The organism is Meridianimarinicoccus zhengii, from assembly GCF_003254465.1.
GTDB classification, from domain to species: domain Bacteria; phylum Pseudomonadota; class Alphaproteobacteria; order Rhodobacterales; family Rhodobacteraceae; genus Meridianimarinicoccus; species Meridianimarinicoccus zhengii.
Map to the genome: position 1 here is coordinate 1 of NZ_QDFI01000016.1, position 26,975 is coordinate 26,975.

27 protein-coding genes are annotated in these 26,975 nt (G+C 65.8%); 13 read left to right on the forward strand and 14 right to left on the reverse strand.

What is annotated here, in order from left to right; all coding sequences use genetic code 11:
- Nucleotides 1-236 (forward strand): transposase (locus DDE13_RS07195; RefSeq protein WP_222626047.1); only part of this gene is annotated, 236 nt, incomplete at its 5' end.
- A 12-nt stretch (nt 237-248) separates the two neighbouring features.
- Here the strand turns inward: DDE13_RS07195 and DDE13_RS07200 are convergent.
- The 4 genes from DDE13_RS07200 to mgtE all read right to left on the reverse strand — a co-directional run bounded on the left by DDE13_RS07200 (nt 249) and on the right by mgtE (nt 4,902).
- On the reverse strand, nt 249-2,042 hold the full coding sequence (locus DDE13_RS07200) for an SLC13 family permease (protein WP_111402916.1): 1,794 nt from the start codon (nt 2,040-2,042) through the stop codon (nt 249-251).
- A gap of 63 nt (nt 2,043-2,105) precedes the next feature.
- Nucleotides 2,106-2,918, reverse strand: a complete 813-nt coding sequence (locus tag DDE13_RS07205; protein WP_111402918.1) for a TIGR00282 family metallophosphoesterase — start codon at nt 2,916-2,918, stop codon at nt 2,106-2,108.
- A gap of 41 nt (nt 2,919-2,959) precedes the next feature.
- The gene (locus tag DDE13_RS07210; protein WP_111402920.1) at nt 2,960-3,529 is read right to left on the reverse strand and encodes a 5-formyltetrahydrofolate cyclo-ligase; all 570 of its coding nucleotides are present in this window, start codon (nt 3,527-3,529) and stop codon (nt 2,960-2,962) included.
- Nucleotides 3,526-4,902, reverse strand: a complete 1,377-nt coding sequence (mgtE, locus tag DDE13_RS07215; RefSeq protein ID WP_111402923.1) for a magnesium transporter — start codon at nt 4,900-4,902, stop codon at nt 3,526-3,528. Before mgtE ends, DDE13_RS07210 begins: the two co-directional genes overlap by 4 nt.
- Nucleotides 4,903-5,053: 151 nt before the next feature.
- On the opposite strand from mgtE, the gene guaD reads away from it, so the two are divergent.
- Together guaD and DDE13_RS07225 are read left to right on the forward strand one after the other, a co-directional pair.
- Nucleotides 5,054-6,352, forward strand: a complete 1,299-nt coding sequence (gene guaD, locus DDE13_RS07220; protein ID WP_111402925.1) for a guanine deaminase — start codon at nt 5,054-5,056, stop codon at nt 6,350-6,352.
- Nucleotides 6,349-6,741: a hypothetical protein gene (locus DDE13_RS07225; RefSeq protein WP_111402927.1), complete on the forward strand. Its 393-nt coding sequence runs from the start codon at nt 6,349-6,351 to the stop codon at nt 6,739-6,741. Before guaD ends, DDE13_RS07225 begins: the two co-directional genes overlap by 4 nt.
- A gap of 48 nt (nt 6,742-6,789) precedes the next feature.
- Here DDE13_RS07225 and xseA read toward each other — a convergent pair whose 3' ends face one another.
- Together xseA and DDE13_RS07235 are read right to left on the reverse strand one after the other, a co-directional pair.
- Nucleotides 6,790-8,358 carry an exodeoxyribonuclease VII large subunit gene (gene xseA, locus DDE13_RS07230; protein WP_111402929.1) on the reverse strand — a complete coding sequence of 523 codons (1,569 nt, stop codon included), beginning with the start codon at nt 8,356-8,358 and terminating at the stop codon, nt 6,790-6,792.
- Nucleotides 8,359-8,417: 59 nt separating this feature from the next.
- Complete coding sequence (locus DDE13_RS07235) at nt 8,418-8,672, reverse strand: hypothetical protein (protein ID WP_111402931.1); 255 nt, start codon at nt 8,670-8,672, stop codon at nt 8,418-8,420.
- A 110-nt stretch (nt 8,673-8,782) separates the two neighbouring features.
- Here DDE13_RS07235 and purD point away from each other — a divergent pair, with 110 nt between their 5' ends.
- The 3 genes from purD (at nt 8,783) to DDE13_RS07250 (ending at nt 11,764) form a co-directional block, all read left to right on the forward strand.
- Nucleotides 8,783-10,051, forward strand: a complete 1,269-nt coding sequence (gene purD, locus DDE13_RS07240) for a phosphoribosylamine--glycine ligase (RefSeq protein ID WP_111402933.1) — start codon at nt 8,783-8,785, stop codon at nt 10,049-10,051.
- Between the two features lie 80 nt (nt 10,052-10,131).
- Complete coding sequence (locus DDE13_RS07245; protein ID WP_111402935.1) at nt 10,132-10,533, forward strand: hypothetical protein; 402 nt, start codon at nt 10,132-10,134, stop codon at nt 10,531-10,533.
- Nucleotides 10,526-11,764 (forward strand): HlyD family secretion protein, encoded by a 1,239-nt coding sequence (locus tag DDE13_RS07250; RefSeq protein ID WP_111402937.1) that lies wholly within the window; start codon nt 10,526-10,528, stop codon nt 11,762-11,764. Before DDE13_RS07245 ends, DDE13_RS07250 begins: the two co-directional genes overlap by 8 nt.
- Before the next feature lie 7 nt (nt 11,765-11,771).
- Here the strand turns inward: DDE13_RS07250 and DDE13_RS07255 are convergent, their stop codons facing one another.
- Entirely contained in the window at nt 11,772-12,092 is a 321-nt protein-coding gene (locus tag DDE13_RS07255) for a DUF6476 family protein (RefSeq protein ID WP_111402939.1), read from the reverse strand.
- Nucleotides 12,093-12,214: 122 nt separating this feature from the next.
- Here DDE13_RS07255 and DDE13_RS07260 point away from each other — a divergent pair, with 122 nt between their 5' ends.
- The 3 genes from DDE13_RS07260 to DDE13_RS07270 all read left to right on the forward strand — a co-directional run bounded on the left by DDE13_RS07260 (nt 12,215) and on the right by DDE13_RS07270 (nt 15,295).
- Complete coding sequence (locus DDE13_RS07260; RefSeq protein WP_111402941.1) at nt 12,215-13,285, forward strand: RluA family pseudouridine synthase; 1,071 nt, start codon at nt 12,215-12,217, stop codon at nt 13,283-13,285.
- 71 nt (nt 13,286-13,356) lie between these two features.
- A complete protein-coding gene (gene rpoH / locus DDE13_RS07265; protein WP_111402943.1) occupies nt 13,357-14,256 on the forward strand; it encodes an RNA polymerase sigma factor RpoH in 900 nt (299 codons plus the stop codon).
- A 64-nt stretch (nt 14,257-14,320) separates the two neighbouring features.
- Nucleotides 14,321-15,295, forward strand: coding sequence for a Gfo/Idh/MocA family protein (locus DDE13_RS07270; protein WP_111402945.1), 975 nt, complete (start codon nt 14,321-14,323; stop codon nt 15,293-15,295).
- A gap of 4 nt (nt 15,296-15,299) precedes the next feature.
- Here DDE13_RS07270 and speB read toward each other — a convergent pair whose 3' ends face one another.
- The 6 genes from speB to lepA form a co-directional block, all read right to left on the reverse strand.
- Nucleotides 15,300-16,151, reverse strand: coding sequence for an agmatinase (gene speB, locus DDE13_RS07275; protein ID WP_111403040.1), 852 nt, complete (start codon nt 16,149-16,151; stop codon nt 15,300-15,302).
- Nucleotides 16,152-16,158: 7 nt separating this feature from the next.
- Nucleotides 16,159-17,343 (reverse strand): carboxynorspermidine decarboxylase, encoded by a 1,185-nt coding sequence (locus tag DDE13_RS07280; RefSeq protein WP_111402947.1) that lies wholly within the window; start codon nt 17,341-17,343, stop codon nt 16,159-16,161.
- Nucleotides 17,344-17,422: 79 nt separating this feature from the next.
- The gene (locus DDE13_RS07285; protein WP_111402949.1) at nt 17,423-18,637 is read right to left on the reverse strand and encodes a saccharopine dehydrogenase family protein; all 1,215 of its coding nucleotides are present in this window, start codon (nt 18,635-18,637) and stop codon (nt 17,423-17,425) included.
- 22 nt (nt 18,638-18,659) lie between these two features.
- On the reverse strand, nt 18,660-20,531 hold the full coding sequence (gene speA / locus DDE13_RS07290) for a biosynthetic arginine decarboxylase (RefSeq protein ID WP_111402951.1): 1,872 nt from the start codon (nt 20,529-20,531) through the stop codon (nt 18,660-18,662).
- A 119-nt stretch (nt 20,532-20,650) separates the two neighbouring features.
- Nucleotides 20,651-20,974: a hypothetical protein gene (locus tag DDE13_RS07295; protein ID WP_111402953.1), complete on the reverse strand. Its 324-nt coding sequence runs from the start codon at nt 20,972-20,974 to the stop codon at nt 20,651-20,653.
- An 83-nt stretch (nt 20,975-21,057) separates the two neighbouring features.
- Nucleotides 21,058-22,860 (reverse strand): translation elongation factor 4, encoded by a 1,803-nt coding sequence (gene lepA / locus DDE13_RS07300; RefSeq protein WP_111402955.1) that lies wholly within the window; start codon nt 22,858-22,860, stop codon nt 21,058-21,060.
- A 184-nt stretch (nt 22,861-23,044) separates the two neighbouring features.
- Between lepA and DDE13_RS07305 the strand changes: the two genes are divergently transcribed.
- The 4 genes from DDE13_RS07305 (at nt 23,045) to DDE13_RS07320 (ending at nt 25,939) form a co-directional block, all read left to right on the forward strand.
- Nucleotides 23,045-23,443, forward strand: a complete 399-nt coding sequence (locus DDE13_RS07305) for a BrnA antitoxin family protein (RefSeq protein WP_111402957.1) — start codon at nt 23,045-23,047, stop codon at nt 23,441-23,443.
- 69 nt (nt 23,444-23,512) lie between these two features.
- Nucleotides 23,513-24,838 (forward strand): KAP family P-loop NTPase fold protein, encoded by a 1,326-nt coding sequence (locus DDE13_RS07310; protein WP_111402959.1) that lies wholly within the window; start codon nt 23,513-23,515, stop codon nt 24,836-24,838.
- 187 nt (nt 24,839-25,025) lie between these two features.
- Complete coding sequence (locus DDE13_RS07315; RefSeq protein WP_111402961.1) at nt 25,026-25,301, forward strand: acylphosphatase; 276 nt, start codon at nt 25,026-25,028, stop codon at nt 25,299-25,301.
- The gene (locus DDE13_RS07320; protein WP_111402963.1) at nt 25,298-25,939 is read left to right on the forward strand and encodes a DNA-3-methyladenine glycosylase I; all 642 of its coding nucleotides are present in this window, start codon (nt 25,298-25,300) and stop codon (nt 25,937-25,939) included. Before DDE13_RS07315 ends, DDE13_RS07320 begins: the two co-directional genes overlap by 4 nt.
- Here DDE13_RS07320 and DDE13_RS07325 read toward each other — a convergent pair.
- The gene (locus tag DDE13_RS07325) at nt 25,918-26,814 is read right to left on the reverse strand and encodes an NAD-dependent epimerase/dehydratase family protein (protein WP_111402965.1); all 897 of its coding nucleotides are present in this window, start codon (nt 26,812-26,814) and stop codon (nt 25,918-25,920) included. The two genes, DDE13_RS07320 and DDE13_RS07325, sit on opposite strands and share 22 nt — an antisense overlap.
- Between the last annotated feature and the right edge of the window lie 161 nt (nt 26,815-26,975).

Here is a 26,975-nt window from a genome sequence, read left to right on the forward strand (position 1 = left end):
GTCCGGTCGCCTCCAAAGCACTGCGCGACATCGGCGCGTGGTTCCTGTTCCTACCGCCCTACAGCCCGGACCTCAATCCGATCGAAATGGCCTTCTCAAAGCTGAAGGCGCTGATCCGAAAGGCCGCCGCGCGAACCTATGATCAGCTTTGGCAGGCCGTAGGGCATGTCTGCAACCTGTTCACCGATGAAGAGTGCTACAACTTCTTCAAGGCCGCCGGATACGGAACCGATTAAACGCGACACGCTCTAGAGAGGCCAGACCCGCGGCACGAGAAGTGCCGTGACGAGCCCGGTCGACAGGTTGAGCGGAATGCCGACGCGCATGTAATCGGTGAACCTGTATCCACCGGGACCATAGACCATCATGTTGGTCTGGTACCCGATGGGCGTCGAGAAACTGGCCGACGCGGCAATCATGACAGCCACCACAAGCGGGCGCGGATCCAAACCGAGCGCCAGCGCCACCCCAATCGCGATCGGGGTCATCACAACCGCCACCGCGTTGTTGGTGACGAGCTCCGTCAGCACCGATGTCAGCAGGAAGATCGCCCAGATCAGCAGGAACGGCGGCAGGTTTTCCAGCACCGGCGCAACGCCGCCCACCAGCAGCCCCACGGCGCCCGACTGGTCGAGCGCGCCCCCGATCGCCAGCATCGAGAAGATCAAGGCCAGCAAACGCCCGTCGATGAAGGAGAACGCTTCCTCCGCATCGATGCAACGTGTCAGAAGAACGGTGGCAACCGCCAGAATGGCAAGCATCAGGATCGGCGCGACCCCCAGCCCCGCCAGCACGACAAGCCCCGCGAGAGCGCCGATGGCAATCGGGGCCTTGTCACGCCGATACGCCCGCTGCGACGGGGTGGACACATCGACGAGATCCATGTCAGCCGCCAGCCGCCGGATATCGGCAGGCGCACCCTCCAGCAGCAGGGTATCCCCCACCCGCACGACGATATCGTCCATCTTGCGCCCGATATTCTGGTTCGACCGGTGCGCCGCGATGGGATAGACGCCGTAGCGCCGCCGCAGGCGCATCGACCCGAGCGACCGTCCGATCATCTTGCAGCCCGGTGTGATGAGTACCTCGACCGTGCTCGTCTCGACTGACGACAGCTTGTCCACCATGCGCAGGTCGCGGTTCTTCTGAAGGCCCAGCACCTCGGTCATCTGGGTGCGCAGCACGACCCGATCGCCGGCGGCCAGTTCCACCCCGGCCAGATCGCGCCGCAGGGACGCGTCCCCGCGCAGCACGTCGATCAGGCGCACGCCCTCGCGCTTGAACAGGTCGACCTCGGTCACCGTCTGGCCTATCAACGCGCTGTCTTCGGGCACCGCGACCTCGGTGAAGAACTTCATGCCGGTGCGCCCTGACAGCATCTTGGCCATCGTGTCCCGTTCGGGCAGAAGCCGCGGCGCGACGAGCCACAGGTACAGCATCCCCCATCCGACGACCGCCAGACCGACCGGAGTGACCTCGAAGATCGTGAAGGCGGAAAGCCCGTTGTCCCGCGCCACGCCGTCCACCAGCAGGTTGGTCGATGTCCCGATCAGCGTCAGCGTGCCGCCCATGATCGCGGCGTAGGACAGTGGGATCAGAAGCTTCGATGGCGACTTGCCCAGCGTCTTGGCGATCTGGGTGAAGACCGGGATCATCACCACCACCACCGGCGTGTTCGACACGAAGGCCGAGGCGATCACCACGAAGCCGATCAGCACGGCGATGGCCACACGTGGCTTGCGCCGTGCCAGCGCCTCGGTCCGGCTGATGAACCAGTCGAGCGCGCCGGTCCGCACCAATGCACCCATCACCACGAACATCGCCGCGATGGTCCATGGCGCTGGGTTGGCCAGCATGTCCAGACCGCGATCATAGGACAGCACGCCCGACACCAGCATCACCGACACCCCGCCAAGCGCCACGACTTCCGCCGGGAAATCTTCGCGCATGAATGCGGCGAACATGCCGAGCACGACCACAAGGGCGACGATGGCATCGGCCTGCGCGACCCCGGTCAGCGCGGGCAGATCAAGCTGGGTCATGCGGGTGTCCATCCATCGGCGCCGTCCATCCAGTGGTCAGGAAGGGCCAGCCCAAACTGGCTGTCAAGGGACTGCCGTCTGAAGCCGACCCCCGTCCCGGATCATGCTGACGGCACGCGCCTGCCCGGTCCGGTCGTCGGTGTCCACGAACAGCCCCGACAGCGTGGCTTCGCCCGTCGCGGGCACGAAGCGGCCCTTGCCCATGCCGGTCACGAAGCGGCGGAGCGGTTCTGCCGGATCCATGCCGATCACGGACAGGTAATCGCCGCACATCCCCGCATCGGTCAGATAGGCGGTGCCGTCGGGCAGGATCTGCGCATCGCCGGTGGGCACATGGGTGTGGGTGCCGACCACAACCGATGCGCGCCCGTTGCAGAAATGACCCGTGGCCATCTTCTCGGAGGTGGCTTCCGCATGGATATCCACCACCACGGCCTGCGCCATGCCGCCCAGCGGATGCGCCTTCAGCACACGGTCGAGCGCCGAGAACGGATCGTCGAAGGGCCGCTTCATGAACACCTGCCCCAGCGCCTGCGCCACAAGGATCCGCCGCCCGTCCGGCAGCGTGAACAACCTGTGTCCATGACCCGGCGCGCCCTTGGCATAGTTCAGCGGCCGCAGGATGCGGGGCTCCCGTTCGATATGGGACATCATCTCGCGCTGGTCGAAGGCATGGTCGCCCAGCGTGACGCAGTCGGCCCCGGACTCGAACAGCAGCTTTGCGTGCTCCGCCGACAGTCCGGCGCCCGAGGTCGCATTCTCGCCATTCACGATCACGAAATCCGCGCAAAGCCGCTCGCGCAGACCGGGCAGCCGGTCGCGGATCGCGCTGCGGCCCGACCGGCCCATCACATCGCCCAGAAAAAGTATCTTCATGGTGAGGGCTTAGGTCGCCATGCCCCGTGCGGCAAGCGGATTCACGGGATCGGGCGCAGCAACCCGGCCTCTGTCACGATGACATCCAGCGGCTCATCGGTCTGATCCACTGGCAGATCGGCCACTTGCTGCACGGCATACGCGAAGCCGATGGCCCGCACCCGCCGCCCCCGCGCCCGCAGGTCGGCCAAAGTGCGGTCGTAGAAACCGCCGCCATAGCCCAGCCGGTACCCGCGCGCGTCGAATGCGAGCATGGGCACGACCAGCACGTCGGGCACCAGCATCTCACCCGCCGCAGGCACAGCCACCCCGAACGGGCCCGGCGCCATCGCCGCCCCCGGTACCCAGGCGCGGAAGGTCAGCGGCAGGCCCTTCCCCGCGATGACCGGCAGGGCGAACCGCAACCGCCCCAACGCACCCTGGATAGCCGGGCGCGGGTCGATTTCGGTCCGGATCGGATCGTAGATCGACACCACCGTTCCCTGCGGTTCTGCGGCAAGCAGCCCGGCCAGAAGACCCTGTGCCGGTGCAGGGTCCAAATGGCCATGGGCGGTCTTGCGCCGGGCGAAGGCGGCTTCGCGCGCGGCGGACTTGGCCGCGGCGACGCTCACAGCAGCACCCAGGTCGCAAGGCCCAGAAACGCGAAGAACCCCATCACGTCCGTCACCGTTGTCACGAAGGTTCCCGACGCGAGCGCCGGATCGAGCCTGAGTCGTTCCAGCACCACGGGGATCAGGATGCCCGCCAGCCCGGCCACCAGCAGGTTGGCGACCATCGCCGCCGCCAGCACCGCGCCGATCACCGCCGAACCGAACCAGGCCCAGCCGATCAGGCCCATCACGACCGCGAAGGCCAGCCCGTTCAGCAGCCCCACCGCGATCTCGCGCCGGATGACGCGGCCAAGGTTCGACGAGGTCAGGTCGCGCGTCGCCAGCGCCCGCACCGCCACGGTCAACGCCTGCGTGCCCGCGTTGCCGCCCATCGACGCCACGATGGGCATGAGCACCGCCAGCGCCACGACCTGCGCCAGCACGTCGTCAAAAAGCGAGATCACGATGGACGCGAGGATCGCCGTGCCAAGGTTCACCGCCAGCCATGGCAGCCGGACCCGCACCGTTTCCATGACGTTATCAGACATGCTTGCGTCACCCACACCGGCAAGGCGCAGGATGTCCTCCTCGTGCTCGTCGCTGAGCACGATCATGGCGTCGTCGATGGTGATGACCCCTACCAGCCGCCCGCCATCGTCCACCACGGGTGTCGAGATCAGGTGATACTGGTTGAACGCATAAGCCACGTTCTCGACCGGCTCCGTCGCGCGGATCGGAAAGAACGTCTCTTCTGCCAGATCGGCAAGGGCCACGTTGCGCCGTGCGCTCAGCATCCGCCCAAGCGTGACGTTGGCCACCGGGGACATGCGCGGATCGACCAGCGTGACATGGTAGAACTGGTCGGGCAGATCCTCATTGTCGCGCAGGAAATCGATCATCCGGCCCACGGTCCAGTCCTCGGGGGCTGTCACGACATCGCGCTGCATCAGGCGCCCGGCGGTGTCCTCCGGGTATCCGAGCGCCTGTTCGACGGCGAACCGGTCGGCCATTTCCAGCGCATCGAGGATCGCGGTCTTCTGATCATCCTCCAGATCCTCGACAAGGTCCACCACGTCGTCGGTGTCGAGTTCGCGCACCGCGGCCTGCCACAGCCCCGGATCGAGTTGGCTGATGACCTCCTCACGCAGCCCTTCGTCGAGCTCCGACAGAACCTCGCCCACCGCATCGCCTGACCATAGCCGCAGGAATCCGGTCCTGTCGTCGCTGTCGATCTGCTCCAGAAGGTCAGCGATGTCGGCGGGGTGCAGCGGGTCGAGATACTCGGCGAGGCGCACCGCATCCCCGTTCTCCACCGCTGCAAGGATGCGTCCGACCCGCCGGGGATCGAGCGCCGCATCGGCAGCTTCGTCGATGATTTCGGCCTCGTCCTGCATCGGCGCCTCCTGTCCTGCCCTGCCCCGCCCGCGTGGCACCCCGCCCCGGACCGCCAAAAAATCTGCCGGGTGTCCTGGCTTTTGCCTTGGGCCCGCAACGCGGCTGCGCCAGTGTGGACCGCGTGATCCGAACTGCGGGATACCGGGAAAGATGACGGAAGTTAAGGTGCTGCTGGGGCAGATCGTGCAATTCACGGGCGATCCGTTCGGACACGCGGGGCCGATGACGGCGACGCGGCACGACCGGCGCGGAGCGGTGGCGATAGCGGACGGCACGATCCTTGTGGCTGGCCCTGCCGACAGCGTTCTGGCCGCCCATCCCGGCGCGGCACGGGTGGACTATGGCGACTGCGTAATCCTGCCCGGCTTCGTGGATGCCCATGTGCACTATCCGCAGACCGGGATTATCGCAAGCTGGGGCAAGCGACTAATCGACTGGTTGAACGACTACACGTTTCCCGAGGAGATGAAGTTTGGCGACCCCGCCTATGCCGCCGACATCGCGGGGCTGTATCTCGACACGGTGCTGGCCCATGGCACGACGACCGTGTGCAGTTTTTGCACGATCCATCCCGAAAGCGTCGATGCCTTTTTCGCGGCGGCGGACGCGCGGGGCATGCGGGTCGCGGGCGGCAAGACCTGCATGGACCGCAACGCGCCCCAAGGGCTGCGCGACACGCCGCAAACTGCGTATGACGACAGCAAGGCATTGCTGGGCCGCTGGCAGGGGCGCGGGCGGGCCACCTATGCGATAACGCCACGCTTTTCGCCCACTTCCACGCCCGACCAGCTTGCGGCGATGGGCACGCTCTGGGCCGAACACCCCGATTGTCTGATGCAGACCCACCTGTCGGAACAGACCGACGAGGTCGCCTGGGTGGCCAACTTGTTCCCTGACGCGCGGGACTACCTCGACACCTACGAATCTCACGGATTGCTCGGGCCCGGTGCCGTGTTCGGCCACGCGATCCACCTGACCGACCGCGAACGCGCGCGATTGCTTGAGGCGGGCGCGAGCCTCGTGCATTGCCCGACATCGAACGCGTTCATCGGGTCGGGGATCATGGCGCTGGATGATCTGTGCCGCGCGGGCCAGCGCGTGGGGCTTGCCACGGACACGGGCGGCGGGTCGAACTTCGGGATGCTGCGGACGATGGCCGCTGCCTATGAACTCGGCCAGTTGCGCGGCACGCCGCTGCATCCCGCGCAGCTTCTGTGGCTGGCAACGGAGGGATCGGCGCGCGCGCTGCGGATGGACGACCGGGTCGGCACGCTGGCACCGGGAACCGAGGCCGACCTCGTGGTGCTCGATCTGGCGTCCACGCCGCACATCGCGCAGCGCAGCGACCGGGCGCAGGACATCTGGGAAGCCGTCTTCCCCACCATAATGATGGGCGACGACCGCGCGGTGCAGGCCGTGTGGATCGGTGGACGGGAGCATGCCCCATGATCCGTGCCCTCCTTGCCCTGATCCTCGCCACCACGCTCGTGCATGCCGAAACGCCGCTGGACGCGGACGCCTTCGACGCGACCGTCACGGGCCGAACGCTGGTCTACGGGACAGAGGCAGGCCCCTACGGGATCGAGGAATACCTGCCCGGCCGGCGCGTGCGGTGGTCGTTCCTGGATGGCGAATGCATGGACGGGCGCTGGTATCCGCAGGGCGACGCGATCTGCTTCGCCTATGAGGGGCGGGAGTCACCGGAATGCTGGCGTTTCTTCCGCGATGGCGCGCGACTGGGTGCGCGCCCGACCGGCGAACCGGACAGCGCACCACTCTATGTCATCGCCGAAAGCCCCGAACCGTTGATCTGCCGCGGGCCGCGCCTGGGCGTCTGATCCAAAAGCGCAGAGTCCCAGGGGGGCAGAGCACGGGGGCTAAGGGTTTCACTCGTCGAACAGGGTTTTCTGCACGGGTGGCTTGCGCCGCTTGGCGGGCTTTGCGGGCGGGGTCGTGTCTGTGGCCCCGACGGTCAGGCGGCCGTCATGGAACTGCAACTCCAGCGGTGCCCTGCCCCTGGCCGCCTTCGCGCTGGTCAGCACTGCATCGCCGCTGCGCACCACCGCGTATCCGCGCCTGAGCGTGCCGTGATAGCTGAGCGAGTCGAGGAGGCGATCCGAAGCGGCCAGCGCCCGCTTCCGCCGCTCCATCCCCGCCGCCAGCGCCGCGTCCAGCCGCGCGCCCAGCTTGTCCAGTTCCGCCGGCGCACGGGCGATCCGCTGCGTGACGGGCCGCAAGGACAAACGCCCCGCCACCTGCGCCAGCCGGAGCCGGTGCCGGCTGATCGCGCCTGTCAGCCCGGCGTCGAGCCGCCCGCCCGCGCGCTCCAGGCGCTGGCCGTCCCAACGCATCCGCGCGGTCAGCGTGGCGGGCCGCAGCGTCGCCCCTGCCCCGTCCAATCGCAGCCTAGCCGTGTCCAGCCGTGTGCGCAGCGCACGCGGCAGCCGGTCGGCCCACTGGTCGAGCCGTTGGGCGGCGGGACGGGTCAGGTCCTCCGCCCGCGGCAGGGCGCGCGACAGGTCCCGCAACCGCTGGCGGCGCAGGCTCAGGCCCCGCACCTGCGCCCCGCTCAGGCGCGCCGCCAACGCATCGAGCGTCGCCACCAGTTCCGCCCGCACCGGCACCGCCAGCTCGGCGGCGGCGGTGGGCGTGGGCGCGCGGCGGTCAGCCACAAAGTCGATCAGCGTGGTGTCGGTCTCGTGCCCCACGGCAGAGATCACCGGGATGGTGGAGGCCGCGACGGCCCGCACCACCACCTCCTCGTTGAAACCCCACAGATCCTCCACCGACCCACCGCCGCGCGCGACGATCAGCAGATCGGGCCGGGGCAGCGCGCCACCGGGGCTCAGTGTGTTGAACCCGGCGATAGCGCGTGCGACCTCAGGTGCGCAGGCCGCGCCCTGCACCGCCACCGGCCACACGAGCACCCGGCGCGGAAACCGATCGCGCAGCCGGTGCAGGATGTCACGGATGACGGCGCCGGAGGGCGACGTGACGACCCCGATGACCTCGGGCAGGTAGGGCAGCGCGCGCTTGCGATCCGGGGCGAACAGCCCCTCGGCCTCAAATGCCTTGCGGCGCTTCTCCAGCATGGCCATCAGCGCGCCCGCCCCGGCGGGCACAAGGCTGTCGATCACCATCTGGTATTTCGACTGGCCCGCGAAGGTCGTCAGCCGCCCGGTCGCGATCACCTCCAGCCCCTCTTCCGGCTGGGTGTCGAGCTTCGCGGCCTGCCCTTTCCAGATCACGCCGGACAGGACCGACCGGTCGTCCTTCAGGTCAAGATACACATGGCCCGACCGCGGCCTGGACACGCGGCCGAGTTCACCCCGGACGCGGACGCGGGAAAAACCGCCCTCGATGGCACGCTTCACGGCGCCCGAGATTTCGGAAACTGTGAATTCCGGCGCGTTGTCGCCGGGATGCCCTTCCGGGCCATCGTCGATCAGATCCATGTCGCATTCCCAAACACCGCACCCGACCCTAGGCGATCAGGCGCGGGGGGAAAAGCGGATCATCCGTCGTCGGATACCATGTCCTCGAATGCGTCGGACCCTTCGTAGCACGCGCCGCAGCACAGCGCGCAGGCATTGACCGGATCGTATTTCGCGCGGGCGGCCTCCATCGCGGGGGTGCAATCGGGAAACTCTCCCAGATCGTCGAGACCACTCTCGGGCAGCACTTGGCAGTTGGCGCTGTGCACGAAGTGCCTGCCTTCGTCCACGGGTGCTTCCGTGACGTAGTAGGTCGCGGTCATGATGTCGGCCATGGTGTTTCTCCCGGTGCTGCAGCCGGCACGATCAGGGTCGATCACGCGCGGCAAATCTTGCCACTTCACGTGCGGCAGCCTAGGAGCCGTGTGCGAAAGGAATATGACCCATGAACATCCTCATCCTCGGCGGCGGCGGGCGCGAACATGCATTGGCATGGGCGGCGATGCAGAACCCCAAATGCGACCGGCTGATCGTGGCACCGGGCAATGCGGGCATCGCGGCCATCGCCGATTGCGCCGACCTGCCGATCGAGGATGGCGCCGCCGTCGCGCAATTCGCCGCCGAGAACGCGATCGATCTCGTGATCGTCGGCCCCGAGGCGCCGCTGGTCGCCGGTGTCGCGGACGAACTGCGCGCGGCGGGCGTGCTGGTGTTCGGCCCTTCGGCAGCGGCCGCACGGCTGGAGGCATCGAAAGCCTTCACCAAGGAGATCTGCGACGCCGCGTGCGTACCCACCGCGGCCTGGGCGCGCTTCACCGATGCGAACAGCGCACGCGCCCACCTGCGGACGACGGGCGCGCCCGTGGTGGTCAAGGCCGACGGGCTGGCGGCGGGCAAGGGTGTCGTGGTGGCGATGACGCTTGCCGAGGCCGAGGATGCCGTGGACACCATGTTCGGGGGAGCCTTCGGCGGCGCAGGCGCCGAGGTGGTGATCGAGGCGTTCATGGAGGGCGAGGAGGCGTCGTTCTTCGTGCTTTGCGATGGCATCGAGGCGCTGCCCATCGGTAGCGCGCAGGACCACAAGCGCGCGGGCGAAGGCGATACCGGCCCCAACACGGGCGGCATGGGGGCGTATTCCCCCGCGCCGATCCTGACCGATGCGTTGCAGGCCCAGGTGATGGACCGGATCATCCGCCCAACGCTGGCCGAGATGGCGGCACGCGGCACGCCCTATCAGGGGGTGCTCTATGCGGGGCTGATGATCGAGAACGGCGCAGCGCGGCTTGTGGAATACAATGTCCGCTTCGGCGACCCGGAAGCACAGGTGCTGATGCTGCGGCTGGGCGCACAGGCGCTCGACCTGATCCATGCCTGTGCAGAGGGGCGGCTCGCCGACGCACGGGTCGACTGGGCCCACGACCATGCGATGACCGTGGTTCTGGCCGCCGCGGGCTATCCCGGCGCCACCCGCAAGGGCGACGTGATCGGCGGGCTCGACGCGCTGCCCGAGGACAGCTTTCACATGATGTTCCACGCCGGGACAAAGACCGTGGACGGGCAGGTGCGGGCCCATGGCGGGCGCGTGCTGAACGCGACCGGGCGCGGTGCGACACTGGCCGCGGCGCGCGACCGGGCCTATGCGCTGGCCGACGCCGTCGACTGGCCTGGCGGGCAGTATCGCCGCGATATCGGATGGCGTGCCCTGCAAGGGTGATGCGCCCGGATGCAGCAACCGTGGCGTCGTCCCTCGAAACGGGTTAAGCGGAATTCAGGATCGTCGCACCGGAGCACGCCATGTCCACGGATCATCCCCCCGGCCTTCACCCTTTGGCCCCCGAGCATCTTCCGTTCTTCATCACGCCGCCGACTGCCACCGACATGATGCTGGTCAATGTGGGCGTGTTCCTGATCGGGCTCGTGCTCTTGGGCGGGGTCGTCTACCTGTCGCTGCACTCGCTTCCGGAACGGATGGCGCACAAACGCAACGCGGCGCAGTTCCAGTTGATCGGCATCCTGGCGCTGCTCGGGCTGCTGACCCACAACAACATGTTCTGGCTGGCCGCGCTCGTGCTCGCCGTGGTGGAGGTGCCGGACGTGATGACGCCGCTGCGGTCCATCGCACGCTCGCTGGAAAAGGCCACGGGCCGCGAGGAGGAGATCGCCGACAGCGTGACGGAGCCGCGGGACCATGTTTGAACTGCTGTTCTGTTCGCTCTTCACGCTGCTGCCCGATTTCCTCTATCGCCGGTTCGGGCAGGGCAAGCGCATTGGGCAAGAGATCACGCTGTTCTCGGTCTGGTACGAGTTGCGTTGGGGCATCACCGGCTGCCTTATCCTGGCACTCGGGCTCATTACCGTCGTGTTCTTCTTTCACCCGTCCACCAGTGCCGTGTCGTCCTATTTCCGCACGGTGACGATCCTGCCCGAAACGCCGGGCCGCGTGGTCGAGGTCAACGTGCGCGGCCAGCAACGGGTGGAAGCAGGCGATGTGCTTTTCCGGCTGGACGATTCGAGCCAGCAGGCCGCATTGGAAACCGCACGCCGCCGCATTGCCGAGGTGGATGCTTCCCTGTCGGTCGCACAGGACCAGCTGGCCGCGACGGCAGGGCAGCTGGACCAGGCGATCGGCCTGCTGGACGAGGCCGAGAACGAGCTTGCGCGGCAATTGAACCTGCTTGCGCGGAACCCGAACGTCGTGTCGGACAGCGAAATCGACCGGCTGCAATCTGTCGTCACGGCCCGTCAGGGCGCGGTGGACTCTGCCCGCGCCAACCAGGCCGCGCTCCAGACGCAGATCGACCTGCTGATCCCGGCGCAGCGCGCGTCGGCCGAAGCGGCGCTTGCGCAAGCGCAGGCTGAGCTGGACAAGACCATCGTGCGCGCCGGCGTCACCGGCACGGTCGAACAGTTCCAGTTGCAGGTGGGGGATTACATTTCGGCCATACTGCGGCCCGCGGGGATCCTGGTGCCCGCGGAATACGACCGCGGCGTGTTCGTGGCCGGGTTCAACCAGCTCGCCGGCGGCGTGGTCAAACCGGGCATGCTGGCCGAGATCTCCTGTGCCTCCCTTCCTTTTCGCATCGTGCCGATGGTCGTGACCGGCGTGCAGGATGTCATCGCAACCGGACAATTCCGTCCGTCCGACCAGTTGATCGACCCGCTGGAACGCACCGGGCGCCCCGGCAGCCTGACCGTACGGCTTGAGCCGCTTTTCGAAGGGCAGGCTGACGCGATCCCGCCCGGCAGCGCCTGCGTCGCCAATGCCTATACCAGCTTTCACGACCAGTTGGACGATCCCGATCTCGGGTTCTGGACGCGGCTCGGACTGCACGGGGTTGAAACCGTCGGGATCGTCCATGCCATCCTGTTGCGGTCACAGACGCTGCTGCTGCCGGTGCGCAGTCTTGTGCTGACGGGTAGCCACTAGCGGAAGGTCACTCCCGGCCCGCGTCTATTGCGATGTCCTGCCGCAACGCGCCGCTGGCCGCGTCGTACACGAGAATGCGGTCATCCGCGGTCACCACGGCGTACCAGCCCGGGCCCGCGGTCACCGCAAGCACCGTGGTCCCTTCGGGCAGGGCGACAACGGCAGGCAGCGGCGGCAGGCGCGGGGCGTCGTCCCGCTGCAACCGCAGCGCCAGCAACACGACGATGGCGAGGATACCGAAGATCATCACGCCGGTCAGCGCAGTCACCATGACGCGCAACTGCCGCAATGCGCGGGGTTCGGGCGGCGGGTCCGGCTGGTCCTGCATGGGATGCTCCGTTCTCGGTCCCGGCTCTCCTAGCGTGCGGGACGGTGCACCGCCAGTGCAACCGGGGTGACAGCACCGCGTGTCCGCGCTATCCAGCCCTGCCCAGCCGAAGCGATCCGCCCATGTCCCGCCTGCGCCTTGTCCATGTCACCATCGCCGCCGATCCGCCCGCGCGGGCCGACCGGGCGCTGGCGCGGGATGTCCCCGCAGACGCCGCACTCAGCCGCACGCGCATCGCGCGGCTGCTCGACGACGGGGCCGTGAAATGCGGCGACAGGGTGCTGTCCGCGAAGTCGCGGCTGGCCGAGGGCGATGTCGTGACCCTCGCCGTTACCGATGCCGAGGACGCGGGCATCGTGGCAGAGGACATCCCGCTCGACATCGTCTTCGAAGACGCCGACCTGATCGTGGTGAACAAACCCGCGGGCATGGTCGTCCACCCCGCCCCCGGCAGCCCCGGCGGCACGCTGGTCAACGCGCTGATGGCGCATTGCGGCGACAGCCTGTCGGGCGTCGGCGGCGAAGCCCGCCCCGGCATCGTCCACCGTATCGACAAGGATACCTCGGGCCTTCTGGTCGTGGCGAAATCCGACCGTGCGCATCACGGGCTGGCGGTTCAGTTCGCCGCCCATACGGTCGCGCGCCACTACCGCGCGCTGGTGCATGGCGTGCCCGACGCGGCGAGCGCGCGTCTGCGCGGACTGCCGGGCGTGACCTTCGAACCTGGCGGGGTGCTGTGTGTCACGACGCAGATCGGACGCCACCGCCACGACCGGCAGAAGCAGGCGGTGCTTCCATCGGGCGGACGCCACGCGATCACCCGCGCCAAGGTTCTGGACACCTACGGCACGCCGCCCGGCGTGGCCCTGCTGGACTGTTGGCTGGAAACCGGGCGCACCCATCAGATCCGGGTGCATATGGCCCATCTGGGCCATCCGCTGATCGGCGATCCGACCTATGGGGCGCGCCGCCGCCTGCCCGCCCGCGGCTTCGCACCCGCGGCTCGCGCTGTCGCGGATGACTTCCCGCGGCAGGCGCTCCATGCCGCGACTTTGGGGTTCGTACACCCGGTCACGCAGACGTGGCTGGCCTTCGATGCGCCTTTGCCAGACGATATGCAGCGACTGACACAGGCACTTGGCGGTGATCCCGCGCAGGCCGCCTGTGCACCGATGCAAGGCAATGACACTTGATCCGGCCAAGTGAAGCGCCCAAGTGTTAATGTGAAATGAATGTACATTCCGCGTGACGAAGGAAAACGACCGTGGCTTCCACATATCAGAACCTGCCCGCGCCGTCCCCCGAACAGGGGTTGAACCGATACCTTCAGGAAATCCGCAAGTTCCCCATGCTGGAACCCGAAGAGGAATACATGCTCGCCAAGCGCTGGGTCGAGGACCAGGACACCGAGGCGGCGCACAAGATGGTGACATCGCACCTGAGGCTCGCGGCCAAGATCGCCATGGGCTATCGCGGCTACGGGTTGCCCCAGGCCGAGGTGATTTCTGAGGCCAACGTCGGGCTGATGCAGGCAGTGAAGCGGTTCGACCCGGAAAAGGGGTTCCGCCTTGCGACCTATGCGATGTGGTGGATCCGCGCCTCGATCCAGGAATACATCCTGCGGTCGTGGTCCCTTGTGAAGCTGGGCACCACCAGCGCCCAGAAGAAGCTGTTCTTCAACCTGCGCAAGGCCAAGTCGCGCATCGGCGCGCTGGAGGACGGTGATCTTCGCCCGGAACATGTCGCCCGGATCGCCCATGATCTGAGCGTCACCGAGGACGAGGTCATTTCCATGAACCGACGCCTGTCGGGGGGCGACGCGTCGCTGAACGCGACCATCGGCTCGGATGACGATGGGTCGGCCCAGTGGCAGGACTGGCTGGAGGACGAAGGCGCCGACCAGGCCGGCAACTACGCCGAAGCCGACGAGTTGACCTATCGCCGCGAATTGCTGACCGAAGCGATGGACGTGCTGAACGACCGCGAAAAGGACATCCTCGTGCAGCGCCGGCTTCAGGAGGACACGGTCACCCTGGAGGACCTTTCGGCGCAATACGATGTCAGCCGCGAACGCATCCGCCAGATCGAGGTGCGCGCGTTCGAGAAGCTTCAGAAGAAGATGCGCGAACTGGCAGTCGAACGTGGCCTGATGCCTGCCGACTGACCTCGGCTTGCCACCGCCGCACGCCCCGCTATGGTGGCGCAAACATGAGCGGCGGAGGCAGAACATGGCACATATCCGGTGGGGCATCCTTGGGGCGGCGCACTTCGCGGCGCAGCACATGGGGCCCGCGCTCCACGCCGCGGCGGGCGGGGAACTGGTGGCACTTGCCACCCGTGACCCGGCCAAGGCCGATCCATTCCGCGCCATCGCCCCAAACCTGCGCGTGCATGGTGATTACAACGCGCTGCTGGCCGATCCGGGGGTGGATGCGATCTATATCCCCCTACCCAACACGATGCATCTGGACTGGACGCTCAAGGCGCTTGCGGCAGGCAAGCACGTGCTGACGGAAAAGCCCGTCGCCATGGAAGCGCCGGAAATCGACCGGCTGATCGCAGCCCGCGACAGTGCCGGGCGGCTCGCCGCCGAGGCCTACATGATCGTGTTCCACCCCCAGTGGCAGCATGTGCGCGACCTGCTGGCCAGCCGCGCCATCGGCCCGCTGCGACACGTGGAAGGGATGTTCTGCTTCAACAACGCCGCCGACCGGGACAACATCCGCAATCAGCCGGATCTGGGCGGCGGAGCCTTGCGCGACATCGGCGTCTACGTGATCGGCGCAACACGCTTCGTCACCGCAGCCGAACCCGACAGCGTGGATGCCCGCATCCGCTGGGACCGCGGCGTCGACGCCTTCAGCCATATCGACGCGACCTTCCCCGGCTTCACCTATGCCGCGACCGTGTCGATCCGGCTCAACCCGTGGCAGACGATGACCTTCCACGGCGAAACCGGGTCGATCCACCTGACGGCGCCATTCAACGGCCCCGTCTTCGGCGACGCGGCGGTGATCCTTCGGCAGGCGGGCCAGCCCGAACAGGTGGCGCGGTTCAACGGCGCGCGGCAATACGAGTTGCAGGTCGCGGCGTTCAACCACAGTGCCTCGACCGGGGCCGCCTATCCGTGCCCGCTCGAATTCTCGCGCGGCACGCAGGCGATGATGGACCGGGTTTTCGCGGCGGCGACCGACCTGCCCTGACAGATCAGGCCATCGCCATCAGCGCATAGGCGATCTGGGCGGCGGTGAAATCGGACACGGTGCTGGTGGGCGTCGGCGCAAGCTCGACCACGTCGCAGCCCACCAGCCGCCGCCCCTTGAGCGCGTGTTCCACCAGGTGCAGCGCCTGCCAGAAGCCGAGTCCGCCCGGCACCGGCGTGCCCGTATCCGGCATCACCGACGGGTCGAGCCCGTCCACGTCGAAACTGACATAGACCAGTTCCGGAAAATCGTCGGGAAGGTCCACCGTGTGCAGGTTGCCGCTGACCAGCGTTTCCGCATCCCATTGCAGCACGCCAAGCCGGTCGCGCAACGCGACCTCGTCGCTCGATTGCGCACGGATGCCGAACTGCGCGATGGCGATCCCGTCCTCCTCGGCCAGCAACTGCATCACCGATGCATGGGAATGGCGGTGCCCTTGATAGGCCGTGCGCAGGTCCGCATGGGCGTCGATCTGCACGATGCCAATCGGGACGTCTGATGCCGCAGCCACGCCGCGCACGGCACCATAGCTCAGCGAATGCTCGCCCCCCAGCACCACCGGCACGCGCCCCGCGGCCACCGCCGCCTGCGTCCGCGCCGCGATGCGGGCCATCACGTCGTGCATGTCTCCGCCGCAATCTACAGCCGGTTCGGTCACGATCCCCTGCGCGCAGGGCTCGCCGCCGCGCCAGAGCCGTTCCAGTTCAACGCTGGCGGCCAGCAGCGCGGCAGGCCCGTTCGCCGTCCCCGCGCCATAGCTCACCGTGCGTTCCAGCGGCACCGGGATCACGCGAAACTGGGCCGTCGCCTCGTCCTGCTCCGCCGCGGACAACTCGCCATCGAGAAACGGGATCATGGGCACCTCAAAGCCTGTTCAGGAAATCGTCATAGCCGAACTGCCGCACGATCCGCAGATCGTCGGTCCGGCTGTCCCAAACGGCGATGGCCGGCAGCGGCACGCCGTTGAACGTGTTCGTCTTGACCATGGAGTAATGCGCCTGGTCGAGGAACGCGAAGCGGTCGCCCACCGCCCAGCCGCCCGCCGGGCGGAAATCGCCGATGACGTCGCCCGCAAGGCAGGACGGCCCGCCCACGCGGATCGCCGTCCCTTCGCCTTCGGGCAACTCGCCCAGCAGGTCGGGCCGGTAGGGCGCTTCGATCACGTCGGGCATATGGCAGGTGGCCGAGATGTCGGAAATCGCCAGCGGCATGCCGTTGTCGGAGAGATCGAGGATCTCGCCCACGAGGATGCCCGCCTGCAGCGCCACGGCCTCCCCCGGCTCCAGGTAGACCTCCACGCCGTAGGTCGCCCGGATGTGCCGGATCAGGTCCACCAGCCCCGCGCGGTCGTAATCCCCGCGCGTGATGTGATGGCCGCCACCGAGGTTGAGCCATCTGAGATCGTGCAGCCACGGCCCGATCACCGGCTCCACCGCGTCCCATGTTCGCGCGAGCGGCTCAAAACCCTGCTCGCACAGGGTGTGCATGTGCAGCCCCGAAAGCCCGGCCAGATCGCCGGGGGCGACCTTCGACACCGGTTGGCCGAGCCGCGAACAAGGCGCGGCCGGGTCGTATTTCGGGTTCCAGCCCTCGGAATGTTCAGGATTGATGCGCAGGCCGGTCTCGACGGCGACGCCATCGGCCAGGGCTTCATCGACCAGCGGTCGGAACCGCGCGGCCTGCGCCGTCGAATTGAAGATCACATGGTCCGAGATGCGCAGAACCTCGCGCAACTCATCCGCCTTGAACCCCGCGTTGAACGTGGCGACATGGCCGCCGAAGACCTCGCGCCCCAGACGCGCCTCGTGCAGGCCCGACGCCGCCGTGCCGGACAGATGGGCCATGACCACGGGTGCCATGGCGGGCATGGAGAACGCCTTGAGCGCAAGGAACACATGCGCGCCGGACCGGGCCGCCACGTCGCCAAGGATCGCGCAGTTGCGGTCGATCTGCGCCGCATCCACCACGAAACAGGGCGATGGTACGCGCGAAAGGTCGAATCGCGCGAACCGCTCCGCGCTGTCCGCGGCAATGTCGATCTGGGTCATCGTGCCATCCTCGCCACGGGTGCCGGAGCGCAGCGACCGGGTGCGGCGGGGCTCGATGCCCCGGCGCGCCCGGCCACCTTCAGAAATCGACCGGACCGGCCAGTTCCACCACCTGCCACGGCAGGCCCTGCGTCATCAGCATGTCCATGAATGGGTCGGGATCAAGCTGTTCCATGTTCCTCACGCCGGGCGCGTTCCAATGCCCTTGCAGGAACATCGCTGCGCCGATCATCGCGGGCACGCCGGTCGTGTAGGCCACGGCCTGGCTGCCGACCTCGGCATAACATTCCTCGTGGTCGCAGATGTTGTAGATGTAGAACGTCTTCTCGCCCGACGCGTCCTGCGCGGGGCCGGTCGCGATGTCGCCGATGCAGGTCTTGCCCTTCGTCAGCGCCCCCAGATCTCCCGGATCGGGCAGCACGGTCTTGAGAAACTGCAGCGGGATGATCTCTACCCCGTTGTGCACCACCGGCGTGATCGATGTCATGCCGACATTCTGCAGCACCGTGACGTGATTGATATAGGCGTCGCCGAAGGTCATCCAGAACCGCGCGCGCTCGATCTCGGGGAAATGGGTGGACAGGCTTTCCAGTTCCTCGTGATACATCAGGTACATGTTCTTCTCGCCCACCTCGGGGAAGTCGAACGCGACCTTGCGGCTCATGGCAGGGGTCACCACCCATTCGCCGTTTTCCCAGTGCTTGGCGTCCGCCGTCACCTCGCGGATGTTGATCTCCGGGTTGAAATTGGTGGCGAAGGGCTTGCCGTTGTCGCCCCCGTTGCAATCCAGCACGTCGAGCTGCCGGATCCCCGACAGCTTATGCTTGCGCAGCCAGGTGGCGAAGACGGACGTGACGCCCGGATCGAAGCCGGACCCGAGGATCGCGGTCAGTCCCGCAGCCTTGAACTTGTCCTGATACGCCCATTGCCAGTGGTATTCGAACTTCGCTTCATCCTCGGGCTCGTAGTTCGCCGTGTCGAGGTAATGAACGCCCGCTTCGAGGCATGCGTCCATCAGCGCCAGGTCCTGGTAGGGCAGCGCAAGGTTCACGACCAGTTCCGCGCCTGTCGCCTTGATGAGCGCCACGGTCGCGGCCACGTCCATCGCGTCGAGTCCATGGGTCGCCACGTCAACACCCGTGCGCCCCTTCACCGCCGCCGCGATGTCGTCGCATTTGGATTTCGTGCGGCTCGCCAGATTGATCGTCCCGAAGATCTCCGGGTTCATTGCCATCTTGTGCACCGCCACGGAACTGACGCCGCCAGCGCCCACGACCAGAACGTTTCCTGCCATGTCCCTCTCCCTTGTCACGGGTTCATTCGAAATAGGTGTAGCCCGCAAGGCTGTCCTTGTAGGCCGAGATCAGCACCCGGCGTTCATCCGCGCTGACCGCGCGCTGCGCCACGGCGTTGTCCACGCGCTTGCGGAACGCGGCAAGGCAGTCCTGCGGGTCGTATTCCACGTAGGACATCACTTCGGCGATGCTGTCGCCCTCGGTCTCGTGCTCAACGCTGAAGCCGCCCTGCCCGTCCAGCGCGATGGTCACCACGTTGGCATCGCCGAAAAGGTTGTGCAGGTCGCCCAGTGTTTCCTGATAGGCGCCGACGAAGAACACGCCGATCAGGTAATCCTCGTCCTCGGACAGGTCATGCACCGGCAACGCACGGTGCAGCCCGTCTGCCAGAACGAAATGGTCGATCTTGCCGTCGCTGTCGCAGGTGATGTCCGTCAGCACCGCGCGGCGGGTCGGCACCTCGTTATGGCGCTGCAGCGGGATCACCGGGTGGATCTGGTCGATGGCCCAGACATCAGGCAGCGACTGGAACAACGAGAAATTGCAGTGGTAGTAGTCCACGTAGCTTTCCAGCTGTTCCGACAGGTCGCCCGGTCCGCGATGGTCCCGGTCCATCTGCGCAATGCGCGACAGGGTATAGAGGAACGCGCGCTCCGCCCGGCCCATCTGGCGCAGGTCGATCACACCGCGCCGGAACAGCGCCCGGATCTCGTCGCGGTAATAGACCGCGTCGTTGTAACATTCCTGCACCCGCCGCGGTTCCAGGTAGCTTTCCACCGCCAGCAGGTCGGTCACGTAATGGTGGTCGCCCTCCTCCGCCGCCGGGGCCGAGGGCACGTCGTAATAGGTCGCGTCCAGCACGTCGAAGATCAGCATCGACGACAGCGCCACGACGAAACGGCCCGATTCCGTCACGATGGTCGGGTGCGGCAGGTCGGCCTCGTCCATGGCATAGGCGACGGTTTCCACGATGGCGCTGCAATATTCCTCGACCGAGTAGTTGACCGAATTCTCGGTCGACCGCTTCTCGCCGGTGTAATCGATCCCAAGCCCGCCGCCGAGATCGAGATAGGTCAGCGGAACGCCCATCTTCCGCAGCTCGACGAAGAAACGGCAGGCTTCCGTCACGGTCCGGCGCACGTCGATCACGTTCGGGACCTGGCTGCCCAGGTGGTTGTGCTGGAGCACGAGGCAGTCGAGAAATCCGGTTTCCGTCAACCGGTCGATCAGTTGCACGACCTCGTAGGTGCCCAGCCCGAACGTGGACCGGTCGCCCGAGGATGCCTCCCACTTGCCGGTCACGGTCTGGGTCAGCTTCACGCGCACGCCCAGCATGGGTTTCACGCCGATCTCGTCGGACACGCGGCGGACGATCTCGAATTCCTTGAGGCTTTCCAGCACGATGACCGTGTTGAACCCGAGCTTGCGCGACAGGATGGCGAGCCGGATGAACTCGTCGTCCTTCACCCCGTTGCAGATGATCAGACTGTCTTCCGACAGGGGCTGGGCCAGCGCCACGATCAGCTCGGGCTTGCTGCCCGCCTCCAGCCCGAAGCCGTATTGCTGCCCGACCTCCACGATGCGCGACACCACCTCGGACTGCTGGTTCACCTTGATCGGGAACACGCCGCGATAGGGGCCCTTGTAGCCGACCTGCGCGATGGTTTCGGCGAAGGCGGCGTTCAGCCGGTGCAGGCCGTAATCGAGGAATGACTGCACGCGCAACTGGATCGGCGTGCAGATGCCCCGTTCCTTCAGGTCGCGCACGATGGTCGGCAGCGCGACGGGCGCGCTGCCCGGATGCAGCGGATCGGTCAGCGCGACGTTGCCATCGGGCAGGATCGACACGAGCCCGTGCCCCCAAGCCTCAAGTCCGTAGAGTGATGTTGCCAAGATGCGGTATCCGTTCCCAAAAGCCAGATCGCGGGCGATAGCATTCCCCGACCCGCCTACACAAGGCCCGTGCGGCTGTCACGCGGGGATGGCGACCGGGACGGGCGCGGGATGCGATTTCACGGGACCGTTACATACCTCGTGGGGCCCATCACGCCCCGCATACCCGGCTTCGCGCGGCGGCTGTAATGGATGACGAGCACAAGGTCGAACAGGCAGACCGCCATGTTCCACGCATAGAGCCACACGATGGGATCGATGGTGCCGGTCTCCCTGCCCTCGATCAACTTGGCACAGACTCCCGCCGCGTATCCTGCCGATATCAGCGATACGAACCACTTGCTCTTGCCTGCCGCGACGCCTGTCACCAGCATCTTGGCTATGGACATGTACCAGCCGACGGAAAAGAAGATCAGCATACTGCCTTCGAGAATGGTCTGCATCGCGGTGTCCCCCTTGGCACAGGGTCCGTGTTAACCACGTTGCAGCGGCCATTCTGTGCGCGATGACACCTTGCGCGGCGCGATCAGCTGTCCATCTTCAGGGCCGAGATGAACGCCTCTTGCGGGATGTCCACCTTGCCGAACTGGCGCATCTTCTTCTTGCCGGCCTTCTGCTTGTCCAGAAGCTTGCGCTTGCGGGTCGCGTCGCCGCCATAGCATTTCGCCGTCACGTCCTTGCGCATCGCCGACAGGGTTTCGCGCGCGATCACGCGCCCGCCGATGGCCGCCTGGATCGGGATCTTGAACATGTGGCGCGGGATCAGCTCCTTGAGCTTCTCGCACATGGCCCGGCCGCGCTGCTCGGCGCGGTCGCGGTGCACCATCATCGACAGCGCGTCCACCGGTTCGTCGTTCACGAGGATCTGCATCTTCTGCAGGTTGTCCTCCCGATAGCCTTCCATCTGGTAATCGAAGGACGCGTAACCCTTGGTCACCGATTTCAGCCGGTCATAGAAATCGAACACCACCTCGTTCAGCGGCAGGTCATAGACGGCCATGGCGCGGGTGCCGGCATAGGTCAGGTCCAGCTGGATGCCCCGACGTTCCTGGCAGAGCTTCAGCACGTCGCCCAGGTATTCGTCCGGCACCATGATCGTGGCCTTGATGCGCGGCTCCTCGATATGGCTGACATGAGTCAGGTCGGGCATGTCGGCGGGGTTGTGCAACTCGCGCATCGTCCCGTCCTTCATGTGCAGATGGTAGACGACCGACGGCGCGGTCGTGATCAGCTCGATATCGTATTCCCGTTCGATGCGGTCGCGCACGACCTCCAGGTGCAGCAACCCGAGGAAACCACAGCGAAAACCGAAGCCGAGCGCGGCGGAGGTTTCCATCTCGTAGCTGAACGACGCGTCGTTGAGGGCGAGTTTCTCGATGGCGGTGCGCAGATCCTCGAATTCGGAACTGTCCACGGGGAAAAGGCCGCAGAACACCACCGGCACCGACGGCTTGAAACCTGGCAACGCCTTGTCACAAGGGCGTTTTTCATGGGTGATCGTGTCGCCGACGCGGGTATCGCGCACCTGCTTGATCGACGCGTTCAGGTACCCGATCTCGCCCGGCCCCAGTTCCTTCACCGATGTCATGGCGGGCCGGTAAATGCCAACGTCGTCAACGTCATAGGTGCCGCCCGTCTTCATCATGCGGATGCGGTCGCCCTTCTTCAGGGTGCCGTCGATGATGCGGACGATGACGATGACGCCGAGATAGGCGTCGTACTTGCTGTCCACCAGCATCGCCTTGAGCGGCGCGTCGGGGTCGCCGCCATGGGGCGGGGGCAGACGTTTCACAATGGCTTCAAGGACTTCCGGGATGCCGAGGCCGGTCTTGGCGGAGATTTCCACGGCATCGTGGGCCTCGATGCCGATGACGTCCTCGATCTGTTCGCGGACGCGGTCGGGATCGGCCGCGGGAAGGTCTATCTTGTTGAGAACGGGGACGATTTCGTGATCCGCTTCAATGGCCTGGTAGACGTTGGCCAGCGTCTGCGCCTCCACGCCCTGGGAGGCGTCCACCACCAGCAGCGAGCCTTCGACGGCGCGCATGGACCGGCTCACCTCGTAGCCGAAATCGACGTGTCCGGGCGTGTCGATCAGGTTCAGGATATAGGTGTGGCCGTCCTGCGCGGGGTATTCGATCCGCACGGTGTTGGCCTTGATCGTGATCCCGCGTTCCCGTTCGATGTCCATGGAATCAAGGAGTTGCTCCTGCATGTCGCGTTCGGCGACGGTGCCGGTGAGCTGGATCAGCCGGTCGGCCAGGGTGGATTTCCCGTGGTCGATATGGGCGACGATGGAGAAGTTGCGGATGCGCGAAAGCTCGGTCATGGCTGCCGATATGCGGCTGTTTCACAGGGCAGTCAATGGCCCGCGCCGGGGGCTGAGGGGCGGATCGTATGACTCGTGTATGACTCTTGTATGACTCCCGTCGGACCCTGCGCGCGGGGCTTTTGCCGTGCGTTAACCCTGTTGGACGAGGCTGTGGGCGTGACCGAGACACCGGAGATTGCCCATGCCCCGCCGCGACGCCACCCGCAACCTGCACCGCAGCACCCCCAAGCCGGGCCAGACCAAGGCGGCGCGGCTGGCATACGAGCGGCTGATGGGGGAGGTGCGCGACCTGGAGTATGACGACCTGATCCCGTTCTGGATCGACAAGCACATCCCGGAGGCATGGGATACGCTGGAGCAGGACGTGGACGTGGTGGAGAAGAAGGTCCGCATCACCATCCGCGTGGACGAGAGCGTCGCCAAGTTCTATCGTGGGATGGGCACGGGATACCAGGCGCGGATCAACCGGGTGCTGGCGACCTTCGCCCAGATGCGAATCGCACAGGTGAACGTGGCCGAGGCGCGGATCGCAAAGTTCCGGGCGGAGGAAAAGGAGCGGGTGCGGACGGAGGGGGAGTAAACATGTCAACCTTGCGCTGGGCAAATGATGCAGTCAGAGTAGCATCTTGCATCAGAATAGGTGGTGGCAATGATATTTTCTGACATGTGCGTTGAGGCAGATGCATCGTTTACTCCCAATAATGATTTTCTTCAAAGAGGAGGCTTTGCGCAGCGACTCTCGAACATGCTTCAAACAATAGATGAACCTTTAGTTGTTGCGATTGACGGCGCCTGGGGTTCTGGCAAAACGCATTTCCTTAGAATTTGGAAGAACGACCATCAAAAAAAGTATTGCCAGGATAGGGTTGTTTATATAAACGCTTTTCAGCACGACTATCTTGGCGACCCGCTTGTAAGCTTGGTAAGAGCTGTCAATAATTCCTGTGGCGAGCAAGGCGAAAAATCTTCCAGGGCGATAGAAAGCTTAGTCACGGCATCTAAAAAAGTTGCATTCCCCGTGATAAGAATTTTGTCAGGCGCACTATCAGCTGGAGTTTCGAATTTCGGCTCGTCCGTTATTTCGGAAATAATTTCAGGCATTGCAGCTGAATCTGAGGAAATAGCATCGCGCTTATGGGACGCAGAGGAATCACGTATAGCAGCGATGGAGGAGTTCAGAGCAGCGCTTCGAGTCGTTGCTTCTGAGAGAAGACTCATAATCATTATTGACGAGCTCGACCGCTGCAGGCCTGATTACGCGCTTGCGATGCTAGAAGTTGCAAAGCATCTTTTTGGCGAAAGTAGAGTTCATTTTTTGCTCGGTGTAAATGTTGATGTTTTAGCGGCCTCGGTGAGCCATAGATATGGCAGATCTGTAAATGGGAGGCTATACCTTCAGAAGTTTATAAGCCTGCAATTGTCAATTCCGGAGATCCGCAATAGCAAGGCCAGCCTTGTTTACTATGAGAAAATGGTTGAATATGTTGAAAGCGAAGGATACCATTCTGAAATAATTGGGATATTAAAGAATGGCTTTGACATTGCCTGTTTGCCGTTTTTTGCGGAGCGACTGACGTTGAGATCCGTCCAAAGAATCTTTCAGCGCGTCCTTACTCTCTACGCAGTAGCCGATTCTCGAAATCATCATGTGATAGATTTAACATTCTTTCTGATAATTTTGAGATCCGTGAGTCCAGATGATGCGTTAGCGATTGAGAGCCGGAGGATTACGTTACCTAGGATAGCAGAGATTCTACGTTTGCGCGACAATGAATCCGATACACACAGAAAGTATACAGCAACTCGCATGTACTACATTTTGAAGCGGATTATTGGTGAGGGCGTAGACGACAGTGAGTTGGAAAGATACCAATTGGTGAGTTTTTCTTCCAAAGCGGCTTGGGATAATTGCGTTGAGGCGGCCCTTGATAATTTGGGAAAAATCGGCGCTTTGCAGAAGCCTGCCATTCCGTGAATTTTGGAGAACAAGTGGGATTTTTCGAAAAGGCGGGGCCCGATGGCGCCGTTCTGCCGTCGCGCGCCCTCAGGTGAAGGCCGGGATCGGGCCTCGGCTTCCGACTCTTCGTCCGCGTCGGCATCAAGACCCGATCCGGCAGGTTTGCCGGGTGGACCGGGGCGGGGCGCTCTGGCAGGCTGCGCGCATGGACCAGATGACCCTGACAGCGACGATCACCGGCAAGGTTCAGGGCGTGGCCTTTCGCGCGTGGACGCAATCGGAGGCCCGCGCGCGGGGGCTGCGCGGCTGGGTGCGCAACGAGGCGGGCGGATCGGTCACCGCACTCCTGCACGGGCCCGGCGACGCGGTGGCGGGGATGGTCGCGGCGCTCCATGACGGGCCGCCCTCCGCGCGGGTGGACAGCGTGGCGACCGCCCCGGCAGACCCGCCCGCGACCGGCGGCTTCGAGATCACCGGATGAGCGGCACGGTCCCCGGCCCGGACGGGCGCCCGCGCTGCGGCTGGTGCGCCGCCGCGCCGGAGTTCTTCGCCTATCACGACGCGGAATGGGGCTTTCCGGTGGCGGACGACCGGCGGCTGTTCGAGAAGATATGCCTCGAGAGTTTCCAGTCGGGGCTGAGTTGGCGCACGATCCTCGCCAAGAGGGAGAATTTCCGGGCGGCCTTTGCCGGGTTCGATATCGACGCGGTGGCGCGGTTCGACGACGGGGACGTGGCGCGGCTGCTGGGGGATGCGGGCATCGTGCGGCACCGGGGCAAGATCGCGGCGGTCATCAACAACGCCGCGCGCTGCCGGGAGTTGGTTGCGGAGGCCGGGTCGCTTGGCGCCTTCGTGTGGTCCTTCGAGCCGCTGGAGGACCGGCCCGCGGCGGCGGTGCGCGCGACCTCGCCCGCGTCGGTGGCGCTGTCGGCGGAACTGAAGCGACGGGGCTGGCGCTTCGTCGGGCCGACCACGGTGCATGCGTTCCTGCAGGCGATGGGGCTGGTGAACGAGCATGTGGAGGGCTGCGCGATGCGGCCCGTGGCGGCGGCGGCGCGGGACGCGTTCACGCCGCCGGGTGGGGATCAGGATGCGGGTCAGGCGGGTAGGCTGACGTAGCGGGTCCAGGGGTGTTCCTCGGCGAAGCCCAGCATCTCGCGGATCTTGGCGTTGGAGTAGATCGCCTCGTGCTCGCCCATGTCGCGGGTGCGGGGCACGTTCGGGTAGTAGCGGGCGACGATCTCGGGCGTGGTGAGGGCCACCGAGTTGCCGTCGTTCCCGGCGTTGAAGACCTGGTAGCCGAGGCCGGGGGTGGTCAGGCACAGGTGCACGATCTGGCCGAGGTCGCGGGCGTCGATGTAGCAGAACGCGTTGCGCAGGCGCTGGTCGGGGTTGGCGAAGAAGCCGGGGAAGAGGGTGGCGTATTCGTGCGGTTCGATCACGTTGCCGATGCGCAGGCCGTAGATGTCGGCGCCGGTGCGGCGCTGGAAGCCCGCGGCGGTCGTCTCGTTGCAGAGCTTCGACAGGGCGTAGGCGTCGGTGGGGGCTGTGGGGGTGGTTTCGGTGAGCGGGATTTCGGGCGGGTCCATGGGGCCTTCGGCGAAGCAGACGCCGTAGGTGGTTTCCGAGGAGGCGAAGACGATGCGGCGGATGCCGAGGCGGGTGGCGGCGTCGAGCACGTTGAAGGTGCCGGTGGTGTTGGTGCGGTAGGTTTCGGCGTCGGGGCGGATCAGGATGCGCGGGACGGCGGCGAAATGGACGATGGCGTCGAAGGGGCGCGGCGGGGTGCCGGCTTCGAGGTCGGAAAGCTGGCCGTGGCTGGTGAGCGCCGAGACGACCTGCCCGAGATCGGTGATGTCGGCGATGAGGGTCGGCACCTCCGGGTGGTCGAGCGGGACGAGGTCGAGGTTCACGACGCTGTGGCCGCGTGCGAGAAGTTCGGGGATGACATGGCGCCCGGCCTTGCCCGTGCCGCCGGTGAAAAGGATATGCATGGCTGTCTCCGGTCAGTTGCGTGCATGGGATGGCCCACCTACGGCCCGCGTGCAAGCCGCTGTTCCGGGCGGCGCGGCGCGCAAGGTCAACCACGGGAGGTGCCGCCCGGACGCGCGGCACGCGTGGCCGGGCCGGGCCCAACGGGAGGGGTCGTCGCCAG

Excerpts from the sequence above, each read along its gene's own strand:
- speB (WP_111403040.1), bottom strand. The coding sequence starts at position 16,151 with ATGATCCCGTTTCTCGATGGCGAGTTGTCCGCGGCGGAGCAGGACGAG.
- DDE13_RS07200 (WP_111402916.1), bottom strand. The coding sequence starts at position 2,042 with ATGACCCAGCTTGATCTGCCCGCGCTGACCGGGGTCGCGCAGGCCGAT.
- xseA (WP_111402929.1), bottom strand. The coding sequence starts at position 8,358 with ATGGATCTGATCGACGATGGCCCGGAAGGGCATCCCGGCGACAACGCG.
- DDE13_RS07280 (WP_111402947.1), bottom strand. The coding sequence starts at position 17,343 with ATGACCCAGATCGACATTGCCGCGGACAGCGCGGAGCGGTTCGCGCGA.
- DDE13_RS07270 (WP_111402945.1), top strand. The coding sequence starts at position 14,321 with ATGGCACATATCCGGTGGGGCATCCTTGGGGCGGCGCACTTCGCGGCG.
- guaD (WP_111402925.1), top strand. The coding sequence starts at position 5,054 with ATGACGGAAGTTAAGGTGCTGCTGGGGCAGATCGTGCAATTCACGGGC.
- DDE13_RS07325 (WP_111402965.1), bottom strand. The coding sequence starts at position 26,814 with ATGCATATCCTTTTCACCGGCGGCACGGGCAAGGCCGGGCGCCATGTC.
- DDE13_RS07225 (WP_111402927.1), top strand. The coding sequence starts at position 6,349 with ATGATCCGTGCCCTCCTTGCCCTGATCCTCGCCACCACGCTCGTGCAT.
- DDE13_RS07305 (WP_111402957.1), top strand. The coding sequence starts at position 23,045 with ATGCCCCGCCGCGACGCCACCCGCAACCTGCACCGCAGCACCCCCAAG.
- DDE13_RS07320 (WP_111402963.1), top strand. The coding sequence starts at position 25,298 with ATGAGCGGCACGGTCCCCGGCCCGGACGGGCGCCCGCGCTGCGGCTGG.
- DDE13_RS07235 (WP_111402931.1), bottom strand. The coding sequence starts at position 8,672 with ATGGCCGACATCATGACCGCGACCTACTACGTCACGGAAGCACCCGTG.
- DDE13_RS07205 (WP_111402918.1), bottom strand. The coding sequence starts at position 2,918 with ATGAAGATACTTTTTCTGGGCGATGTGATGGGCCGGTCGGGCCGCAGC.
- DDE13_RS07260 (WP_111402941.1), top strand. The coding sequence starts at position 12,215 with ATGTCCCGCCTGCGCCTTGTCCATGTCACCATCGCCGCCGATCCGCCC.
- DDE13_RS07255 (WP_111402939.1), bottom strand. The coding sequence starts at position 12,092 with ATGCAGGACCAGCCGGACCCGCCGCCCGAACCCCGCGCATTGCGGCAG.
- DDE13_RS07250 (WP_111402937.1), top strand. The coding sequence starts at position 10,526 with ATGTTTGAACTGCTGTTCTGTTCGCTCTTCACGCTGCTGCCCGATTTC.
- purD (WP_111402933.1), top strand. The coding sequence starts at position 8,783 with ATGAACATCCTCATCCTCGGCGGCGGCGGGCGCGAACATGCATTGGCA.
- DDE13_RS07285 (WP_111402949.1), bottom strand. The coding sequence starts at position 18,637 with ATGGCAGGAAACGTTCTGGTCGTGGGCGCTGGCGGCGTCAGTTCCGTG.
- DDE13_RS07245 (WP_111402935.1), top strand. The coding sequence starts at position 10,132 with ATGTCCACGGATCATCCCCCCGGCCTTCACCCTTTGGCCCCCGAGCAT.
- DDE13_RS07315 (WP_111402961.1), top strand. The coding sequence starts at position 25,026 with ATGGACCAGATGACCCTGACAGCGACGATCACCGGCAAGGTTCAGGGC.
- mgtE (WP_111402923.1), bottom strand. The coding sequence starts at position 4,902 with ATGCAGGACGAGGCCGAAATCATCGACGAAGCTGCCGATGCGGCGCTC.
- DDE13_RS07310 (WP_111402959.1), top strand. The coding sequence starts at position 23,513 with ATGATATTTTCTGACATGTGCGTTGAGGCAGATGCATCGTTTACTCCC.
- lepA (WP_111402955.1), bottom strand. The coding sequence starts at position 22,860 with ATGACCGAGCTTTCGCGCATCCGCAACTTCTCCATCGTCGCCCATATC.
- DDE13_RS07295 (WP_111402953.1), bottom strand. The coding sequence starts at position 20,974 with ATGCAGACCATTCTCGAAGGCAGTATGCTGATCTTCTTTTCCGTCGGC.